Source organism: Acinetobacter sp. YH12096 (assembly GCF_013419215.1).
GTDB lineage: Bacteria > Pseudomonadota > Gammaproteobacteria > Pseudomonadales > Moraxellaceae > Acinetobacter > Acinetobacter amyesii.
Window position 1 is genome coordinate 24,781 of the sequence record NZ_VPAM01000029.1, and the last position, 7,739, is coordinate 32,519.

General features: G+C 38.9%; 10 protein-coding genes. 5 read left to right on the top strand and 5 right to left on the bottom strand.

What is annotated here, in order from left to right; translation table 11 throughout:
- Nucleotides 1-99: 99 nt before the first annotated feature.
- Both FTU36_RS12440 and FTU36_RS12445 read right to left on the bottom strand, forming a co-directional pair.
- Nucleotides 100-498, bottom strand: a complete 399-nt coding sequence (locus tag FTU36_RS12440) for an ATP synthase subunit I (RefSeq protein ID WP_078194025.1) — start codon at nt 496-498, stop codon at nt 100-102.
- A 170-nt stretch (nt 499-668) separates the two neighbouring features.
- Nucleotides 669-1,508: a metal ABC transporter solute-binding protein, Zn/Mn family gene (locus tag FTU36_RS12445; protein ID WP_180118109.1), complete on the bottom strand. Its 840-nt coding sequence runs from the start codon at nt 1,506-1,508 to the stop codon at nt 669-671.
- A 139-nt stretch (nt 1,509-1,647) separates the two neighbouring features.
- Between FTU36_RS12445 and FTU36_RS12450 the strand changes: the two genes are divergently transcribed.
- The 3 genes from FTU36_RS12450 to znuB are packed head-to-tail and all read left to right on the top strand — an operon-like array spanning nt 1,648 to nt 3,713.
- Complete coding sequence (locus FTU36_RS12450) at nt 1,648-2,145, top strand: transcriptional repressor (RefSeq protein ID WP_180118111.1); 498 nt, start codon at nt 1,648-1,650, stop codon at nt 2,143-2,145.
- 2 nt (nt 2,146-2,147) lie between these two features.
- Nucleotides 2,148-2,909 (top strand): zinc ABC transporter ATP-binding protein ZnuC, encoded by a 762-nt coding sequence (gene znuC, locus FTU36_RS12455; RefSeq protein WP_373686361.1) that lies wholly within the window; start codon nt 2,148-2,150, stop codon nt 2,907-2,909.
- 3 nt (nt 2,910-2,912) lie between these two features.
- Complete coding sequence (znuB, locus tag FTU36_RS12460) at nt 2,913-3,713, top strand: zinc ABC transporter permease subunit ZnuB (RefSeq protein ID WP_180118113.1); 801 nt, start codon at nt 2,913-2,915, stop codon at nt 3,711-3,713.
- 105 nt (nt 3,714-3,818) lie between these two features.
- Here the strand turns inward: znuB and FTU36_RS12465 are convergent, their stop codons facing one another.
- Entirely contained in the window at nt 3,819-4,439 is a 621-nt protein-coding gene (locus FTU36_RS12465) for a LysE family transporter (protein ID WP_180118115.1), read from the bottom strand.
- Between the two features lie 159 nt (nt 4,440-4,598).
- Here FTU36_RS12465 and FTU36_RS12470 point away from each other — a divergent pair, with 159 nt between their 5' ends.
- Nucleotides 4,599-5,519: a Dyp-type peroxidase gene (locus tag FTU36_RS12470; RefSeq protein ID WP_180118117.1), complete on the top strand. Its 921-nt coding sequence runs from the start codon at nt 4,599-4,601 to the stop codon at nt 5,517-5,519.
- A 48-nt stretch (nt 5,520-5,567) separates the two neighbouring features.
- On the opposite strand, the gene FTU36_RS12475 is transcribed toward FTU36_RS12470, so the two are convergent.
- Together FTU36_RS12475 and FTU36_RS12480 are read right to left on the bottom strand one after the other, a co-directional pair.
- A complete protein-coding gene (locus tag FTU36_RS12475; RefSeq protein WP_180116347.1) occupies nt 5,568-6,053 on the bottom strand; it encodes a hypothetical protein in 486 nt (161 codons plus the stop codon).
- On the bottom strand, nt 6,043-7,407 hold the full coding sequence (locus FTU36_RS12480; RefSeq protein WP_180118119.1) for an N-acetylmuramoyl-L-alanine amidase: 1,365 nt from the start codon (nt 7,405-7,407) through the stop codon (nt 6,043-6,045). Before FTU36_RS12480 ends, FTU36_RS12475 begins: the two co-directional genes overlap by 11 nt.
- A gap of 130 nt (nt 7,408-7,537) precedes the next feature.
- On the opposite strand from FTU36_RS12480, the gene FTU36_RS12485 reads away from it, so the two are divergent.
- A partial coding sequence (locus FTU36_RS12485; protein WP_180118120.1) for a hypothetical protein occupies nt 7,538-7,739 on the top strand: 202 nt, incomplete at its 3' end.

Sequence of the window (7,739 nt, forward strand, 5' to 3'; positions counted from 1 at the left end):
TCACACCTGGTCAATGTCAAAACTAATAGAGAAAACGAATATCGCGTGCTGCCTGATATCTCGTTACTCTCCAAAAAACTTTTCAATTTTTTGTTGTGTTTATACTCGTTTTTTTAAGCGTGTTGCCCAAAAAGGAGCGACCCACGACATACTTTGTACGAGCATAAAACCACAAAACAATGCCACCGCTGACAACGGTTTGACATTGATCAAAATCAAAATGAATCCAACAATCACGATTGCAAACTTGCCCATTAAGCCACGATACATGTTTGACAGCACCTGTTTAGAGGCACGGGCACCAGCCGCACGAAACGACTGCCATGAAAAGTAGCTACTTGCTAGCCAACATACCAACGCACCCAAAGCTGCACTATATGCTGTGATTGTGTCTTTAAGGACCCAACCAATCAGGGCTGAAACAGGAATCATTACTGCTTGTAAGATGACTAAAGCTTTCGCTAATCGTCGATCAATCATGCGACTAGTTCGACTCATTTTTGTTCACTCACAGCAATTCTGCTTGACAAGTTTAACTGATGATTATTTTTAATCGCAGGCATTATAGAGTTACACCCCTTAACTTGCAATCTTTTCCCGACCTTAGTCGTGTTTTTTTAAATTGGCAAACTGCTTTCAAACTAATCAATAGTTGTTTATTTTTTACTTTACTTTCGTGCATTTAGTGTGCATTTCAGGGTTTCATCAGCCAACATCTTCCATGCTGTTACAAAATCCCCTGCCCCACTCATCGTTTCGTCAACAGGTTGAAAGATGATACCACCGAGCTTTTGATACTGATTTTGACTGGCATGTGCTTCTGCAAGTAAGCATACTTTGGGCTGTGCACGATGGTCTTTCAGGTATTTGATTTGTGCCAATGTCGGTGCGACATGTGGATCATCTGTCAACGCACCGGTAAATTTCAAATTCAGTGAGCGCTCAAGATATTGATAGGCATCGTGGTAAGACCAATAAGGTTGAGCACGGCTCGACACATCAGTTTTTTGTGCGGTGACCAAGAGTTTCTGCGCAAATGCACGCGCATTGGCCCAATATTTTTCACGATGTTCTGGAAACTGTTGTGAACGTAACGCGGCTATAAAAAAGCCGATTCGAACTGCATTGTTTGGTTCAAGCCATACATGCGTATCGATTGTGCCTTTTAATGCATTGCCACGGACATCACGTAATGGCAAAGCACTGATAATACCTGAGTCTAAAATAGCGATACTTTTGCCACTTTCACCCAACATTTTTGCTAAAGGTGCTTCGTGCGCGTGACCTAACCATAAAACGAGATTGGCATCTTGCACGGTTTTACGGTGTGCAGGCGTCAAGCTCACATCATGTCCAGATTGATGGTCAAGCAGTAATTTCGGTTGCTCTACACCCTTAAGCACATCCTTTGCGATTAGATAAATCGGTTGTGTAGAAACAACGAGACCTTGCGCCCAGCTCATCACACTGAATAAAGCTAAACTACAAAAAAGAATTACACGGGACATGGGGAGAGAGCACCATAAAATGAATAGTGTTATAATATAACAAAATCGTAAAAAAACCTACGTCTGTTCGTAAGTCCTTACGCTTCATGTTAAGATTTAAAGTCTTTTTCTTTATACAGTTTCGTACTCGAGGTTGGCTATGAGCGCATGTTCACACGAACATCATAATGCTTTGCATGGTGTACACGATCATCATAATGTCGAACAGCGCCTTGCTGAAGCTGAGAGTCTCTGTAGTGCGACGGGTGCTCGACTTACGCCCTTGCGTAAAGAAGTATTGGAACTGATCTTGAACGCAACGAGACCAATGGGTGCTTATGACCTTTTGGCTAAAATCAAAAGTGAGTCTGACCGACCTGCAGCGCCACCGACGGTATACCGTACGCTGGATTTTCTGCTTGAAAAAGGTTTGATTCACCGTCTAACGTCGATTAATGCTTACATCCCGTGTTGTCATCCGCGCGAAGGACATCAAGCCGCATTTCTGATTTGCACCGATTGTAAAATAGTCAAAGAAGCATCTGCTCAAGGCTTGATGGCGCAACTCGATGAATTGTCTGCATCCGATGGCTTTACTGCACATCACAGTATTATTGAAATTTCAGGGATCTGTCAGCAGTGCCGCAGCAAACACTAAATATGAAGCCCATTGTGGCTTTAGAGCATGTTCATGTCCGAATCGATGAACGTGACATTTTAAAAAATGTAGATTTCGCCTTACACGAAAAAGAAATTGTCACCTTGATTGGTCCTAACGGTGCAGGCAAATCCACGCTCATCAAAGTGTTATTGGGTATTGTAAAACCTGTATATGGTAAAGTGATCAGCATACAAAAATTAAAATTCTCATATGTGCCACAAAAATTTAATCCATCACACAGCTTACCGCTACGTGTGTGTGATTTATTGGCATTAGAAAAATGTGATGCCAGCATTAAGCAAGAAATTATTCGTGATACAGGCATTGCCAAGTTACAACAATCTAAAGTTCAGCAACTATCGGGCGGCGAACGTCAACGTGTATTGATTGCACGGGCTTTATTGCGTCAACCGAATGTATTGGTTCTGGATGAACCTATGCAAGGTCTAGATATCCAGTCTGAAGCGGAACTGTATGACTACGTGCGTAGCCTGCCTGAAAAATATGGCTGTGCAGTTTTGATGGTCTCTCATGATTTACAGTGGGTCATGCAAGGAACACATCGTGTAGTTTGCCTCAATAAGCATATTTGCTGTAGTGGCTTGCCTGAAAATGTGCAGCAACATCCTGAATATCAAGCGATCTTTGGGACAAACCGTGTGTTCTATCAACACCATCATGATCACTGTGCGCATGGCGATAGTGCAACGCCTTGCCAGCATGACTCTCGTCCTCATATTCACCCTGAACCGGAAGCATAATCCATGATGGAATGGCTACAACTCCTTTTGCCAGCATGGATCATGGGCACTTTGCTGGTGTTCCTGACTGCACCGCTTGGCTGTTTAATGTTATGGCGTCGCATGTCATTTTTTGCGGACACCATGGCACATGGCACCTTACTCGGTGTCGCCATTGCCGGTGCAATGAGTCTACCGCTTTGGACGGGCGTTACATTGATTGCGCTCTTATTGGTTGCAATCTTATGGGTGTTACACGACCCTCGCTTACCCAATGACGCTTTGCTTGCGCTATGTTCTGCAACACTCCTGTGCTCAGGCTTACTCTTCATACAACATTTGCCAAGCTTAAGACCTGAATTACTCAGCTATTTATTTGGCGACTTGCTCACCATTTCTTGGTCAGATTTGCCTGTCTTTGCAGTGGTGATCATTGTGGCACTGACCGTGCTGTATAAAAGTTGGCAATCTCAGATTCAGATTGCCATTGACCCCGATATTGCGGTCAGTGAAGGTGTCAGCGCCAAATGGCAACGTCTGATTTTTATGTTGTTACTGGCCTTATTTACCGTATTGGCTTTACGTGCTGTCGGCTCATTGCTGATGGGTGCACTGTTAGTGATTCCTGCATTAACCGCTCGTTTATTGGCAAATTCTCCGAAGCAAATGATACTGTGGTCTTTCATTATTGCACAAGTCGGTGTGACCGTGGGGTTATGGTCAAGTGCTGGTTTAAATACTTCTACAGGACTAACCATTGTATTAACTATGGCACTGCTCTTTGCCCTAATTTTTATTATGCAAAAATTTAAGAAAGTCGCTTGAGTAGCAACGTTCATTGCTCAATTCGCGACATATCAAAAAAAAGCCATGCAGTTGCATGGCTTTTTTTGCACGTCAAATACGATGCTCAGAATCATCTCACTGGATTTATTGATGAACTAAGCTCAATAAACTCGCCGCACAAGCAAATAGAACTGCAAAGGTACGATTCAAATATTTTTGTTGTTTGGATGATTTTAACAACCGCAGCACTTTTGCAGCGAGACCGGTATACCCCGCCATGACAATCAAATCGATGCTAATCATTGTTGCAGCCATGATGACATATTGAATCCATTGGGGTTTGGATAAATCTAAAAACTGCGGCAAAACTGCCAACAAAAATACAATCGCTTTAGGATTGCTCATATTGACCAAAAAGCCATGTAAAATTAATTTTGAACGTGATTTATTGGGCAAATTTTGTTGGATTTCAATTGACTGTGTTGGCGCTGTCCACTGTAAATAAGCCAAATACAATAAATAGCCCACACCAAACCATTTCACGATCAGAAATGCCCATGGTGTCGTCGCAAATAAGACCCCTGCCCCAGCTGCAACAATGGCAATCTGAACCAAAAGTGCCAATTGCAGGCCGATGGCATTCCAATACCCATGCTTAAACCCATAATTCAAACCACTCGACATAGACGCAATTGCACCTGCACCAGGGGAAACACTAATCACCCAACATGCCAACATATATGCAATCCAGATTTGATAGGACATCATTAGCTCAAGTTTGAAATGGGTCTGTATTATATGACATTTACTCTATTTTCATGACAATAATGCAAGCTAAAAGGCCAAATGAAGGCTACACTCTCAGCGCTGCTTAAGGCACAATATACACAGCCACTCAGAAATTATAATTTTTAGGAGCCATGAATGTCTGCTCAATCTGTAATTTTGCCATTACCCTCAGATCATGCTCGTTTTATTGTTTTACGTTTAAAAGATTTAACGATTAGCGAATTAAAAGAACAACTTGAAGACTTATTGAATACTCGTGATCGTCTGATTACCCAACATCCTAATGCACAGATTAAAACGGCTGTGGCTTTTGGACCAGAACTTTGGGCGCAACTTTACAGTCAAGCTCCGGCAGGTTTTAAACAACTTGATCCAATTCAAGGTTCATTTAACATGCCTGTAGCCCCAGCGGATGTACTGATTCACATTGCGGCACAGCGTACAGATATTTGCTTTGCTTTAAGCCAAGCTTTCTTTGATGGCATTCAAGATAAAGTGGAGGTTTTAGATGAGCGTGTTTGCTTCCGCAATTTCGATGGCCGTGACTTAACTGGCTTTATTGATGGTACTGAAAACCCTCAATTTCCAGATGACCGCGCTGAAACAGCTTTACTTTCTGAAGAAGCAGGCATTTTTGCAGATGGTTCTTTTGTGTTTGCGCAGCGTTATGCACACAACTTAGATAAATGGAAAAAGTTAAAGGTAGATGCTCAAGAACATGTCATTGGGCGCACCAAACTTGAATCGATTGAGTTAGATGAAAACGAACAACCTGAAAACTCACATGTATCACGTACCGTTGTTGAAGATAATGAAGGTGAAGAACTCGCAATTTTGCGTCATTCATTGCCTTATGGCGATGGTCGTGGCGACCAAGGTTTGTTCTTTATTGCCTATACCCATGACCTCAGTATTATCGACAGCATACTGGTTCGCATGTTCGGTACGAGCGGTGACGGCATTCACGACCGCTTACTTCACTTTGTTACGCCAATGGACGGAGCGTATTACTTTGCACCAAGTGAAGAGCTGTTGGAAGAAGTTTTAGAAGGGTAAAGTAGAAAAAGCCGACGAGTGTCGGCTTTTTTTTCAAAGAATATTGTTTTAAATACAATTTTTCTTGACATATTCATCATTAAACTTTAACACCCTATTATCTATATCAAATAAACTTAAACAGGCTGGATATTTATTTATTTTAATTATCTTACCTTCATTATAATAGACCTCATTTCCACATTTAACGAAACAGCTTTCCATCTTCCCAATTTCATAGTTAACTGAAACTATTTTCCCACCTTTATAATCATAATTTTTATTAATTTGATAAAAATTATTATATGAAGTATTCCCATCAATAGGATTAATAAAAACAGCCTCATATTTAGCAATCAACATATTACTCTTAATATCTTTTTTTTCATAAACTCTTACCAAATCTCCATCAAATTTCTCAATTGAAAAATAATCATGATGTATCGATTTAACAAATCTCTTACTACTTTCTTTTTTATAAAAATTATCAGGCAAAGCATAAACATTACCTAACACAATTAGATTTGTAAAAAACAATAGAAGCTTAATTTTCATTAATATGCTCTCTCAAAGACTTATATAAATCATTAACAATAATTTTTGAATTATTTACTAGTTTTTTTGCAATTTTTGGAGTTGTCATAAAACCAAATTCAACTAAAACTTTATATTTAGCATCATTTTTCACACCATTCCCCAAAACGGTTAAATCTATTCTTTTTTCAACTTTACCTGTAACTTGAGAATAGTTTTTTGCAATTTTTTCAGCTAATTTTTTATCATTATCATCAAAATAACACATTACAGCATAATTACCTTTCAAATTCTCAATACCATCACAATGTAATGAAATAAAATAATCTGCTTTAGCGGAATTTGAAATTAATTTCCTGTAGGTCAATGGTGAGGTAGTTGTTATTTTAAAATTTTTACATGAAGAAATACTAGGTATATCTGTATAATCAATCGTTTCCTTTTTATCCCTTGTTAGATAGACAATATGACCATCATTTTCAAATAATTCTTTTAATTCTAAAGCTCTGTCATATACATATTCAAATTCTGTAGGACTGCGTGGATCTTTAACATCTATAAACTCGAAATATTCATCAGCTTTATTAATAACTTCATCTGATAAGTCTTTCCAAGAGTAATTTTGACCAACAATAAAATTTTTATTTCCGAAGCTTTTTTTCAACTTTAGCAATCTGATTTGTGTCCCTCCATTCGCTTTTACTTTTTGATTACCAACAATTCCATGCCCAGGATCAATTACAATTATTTTCTTATTTTTTTCTTTATTAGCAGTATGTGTTGCATTTTGATATGGCGTGACTGTTTTTCCTTCTTCTAAACAACATCTATCAATTAAATCTTTATTTGCAGAAATAGCTCCATCCTCAAGAAAATATTTAGTTTTTTCTGCAATCTCAGCTTTATATATTTTTCCATCACCATTTATATCTAAACCGCTATTTCCATTGTACTTATTAACTCTTAGGCTAGCGTGTTTATCATTTTTATCAGATAGTTTATTTTTATCATCCGCAAATACAACGTGTTCACGTACTCCACTTGACGCTGGAAAAAGTACTTGCAAATAAAAATCTACAAATTCTAAATCTTTGTTTTCTAATTTTTTAAAATATTTTTCTACATATTCTAATTGCTGTACCTCGCTCATTTGAGCAAACTCTTTAACTCTTTTTAAATTTTGTAAATTTTTATCTTGAGAATTATAGTAATTTTTCACAATCTCTATAGTTACTTCTGTATTTAGCAATTCCTTAGCTGTATCAGGCATAAACTGGATTAAACCCGTAGCTCCTGAATTTTTTCTATTAGGAACATCAGCTTTAAATGTACCCCCTGATTCCCAAGCAAATACCGCCATTAAATTATTGGCCATTTTTAGTGGGTTTCTTGGCCATAATTTCTCACAAATTTCTACAACTTTCTTCCTAAATTCACATGTTACTTTCGCACCCCAAATAAGATCATAATCCCTACACATACATCGAATCTGTTGGTTATCGACTTTGATTTTAGGCTTCCCCGAATCCAACTCATGCTCTTGTTTTGTTTCAATTTTCTCTCTTGAAGGTGTCGAAGGTGTCGAAGGTGTCGAAGGTGTCGAAGGTGTCGAAGGTGTCGAAGGTGTCGAAGGTGTCGAAGGTGTCGAAGGTGTCGAAGGTGTCGAAGGTGTCGAAGGTGTCGAAGGTGTCGAAGGTGTCGAAGGTG

Coding starts and splice junctions, on each gene's coding strand:
- FTU36_RS12440 (WP_078194025.1), bottom strand. CDS start 498: ATGAGTCGAACTAGTCGCATGATTGATCGACGATTAGCGAAAGCTTTA.
- FTU36_RS12445 (WP_180118109.1), bottom strand. CDS start 1,508: ATGTCCCGTGTAATTCTTTTTTGTAGTTTAGCTTTATTCAGTGTGATG.
- FTU36_RS12450 (WP_180118111.1), top strand. CDS start 1,648: ATGAGCGCATGTTCACACGAACATCATAATGCTTTGCATGGTGTACAC.
- znuC (WP_373686361.1), top strand. CDS start 2,148: ATGAAGCCCATTGTGGCTTTAGAGCATGTTCATGTCCGAATCGATGAA.
- znuB (WP_180118113.1), top strand. CDS start 2,913: ATGATGGAATGGCTACAACTCCTTTTGCCAGCATGGATCATGGGCACT.
- FTU36_RS12465 (WP_180118115.1), bottom strand. CDS start 4,439: ATGTCCTATCAAATCTGGATTGCATATATGTTGGCATGTTGGGTGATT.
- FTU36_RS12470 (WP_180118117.1), top strand. CDS start 4,599: ATGTCTGCTCAATCTGTAATTTTGCCATTACCCTCAGATCATGCTCGT.
- FTU36_RS12475 (WP_180116347.1), bottom strand. CDS start 6,053: ATGAAAATTAAGCTTCTATTGTTTTTTACAAATCTAATTGTGTTAGGT.
- FTU36_RS12480 (WP_180118119.1), bottom strand. CDS start 7,407: ATGGCCAATAATTTAATGGCGGTATTTGCTTGGGAATCAGGGGGTACA.